The organism is Oleiphilus sp. HI0061 (assembly GCF_001635675.1).
This window is the reverse complement of sequence record NZ_LWFE01000988.1, coordinates 1-405: the sequence shown is the minus strand read 5'-3', so window position 1 is coordinate 405 and position 405 is coordinate 1. Positions and strand designations below refer to the sequence as shown.

At 52.8% G+C, this 405-nt stretch carries 1 protein-coding gene; it reads left to right on the top strand.

The features are described 5' to 3' along the window. On the top strand, positions 1-405 hold a 405-nt coding region (locus A3735_RS11470), incomplete at both ends, for a signal recognition particle receptor subunit alpha (RefSeq protein ID WP_197485876.1).

Here is a 405-nt window from a genome sequence, read left to right as displayed (position 1 = left end):
AACTAAAACGGTTCGCCCGCTGAATGAGTCTGCGCTGACTTCAGCCGAACCGGAAGCAGCACCTGAGCCTGAACCAACACCAGCGCCAAAACCAGAACCGGAACCAGCACCTGAGCCAGAGCCAGAGCCAGAGCCAGAGCCAGAGCCAGAGCCAGAACCGGAACCAGCACCTGAGCCAGAGCCAGAGCCAGAGCCAGAGCCAGAGCCAAAAAGCTTTTTTGGCAGAATTAAGTCTGGCTTGAGCCGCACACGAGGCCGCCTATCGGGTGGTTTAAGCGAACTCATCATGGGCAAAAAGCAGATCGACGACGAGCTGCTTGAAGATATAGAAACACTACTTCTAACTGCTGACGTTGGTATTGAAGCGACTTCTGAAATTATCAATAAAATTACCGAAAGTGCCGA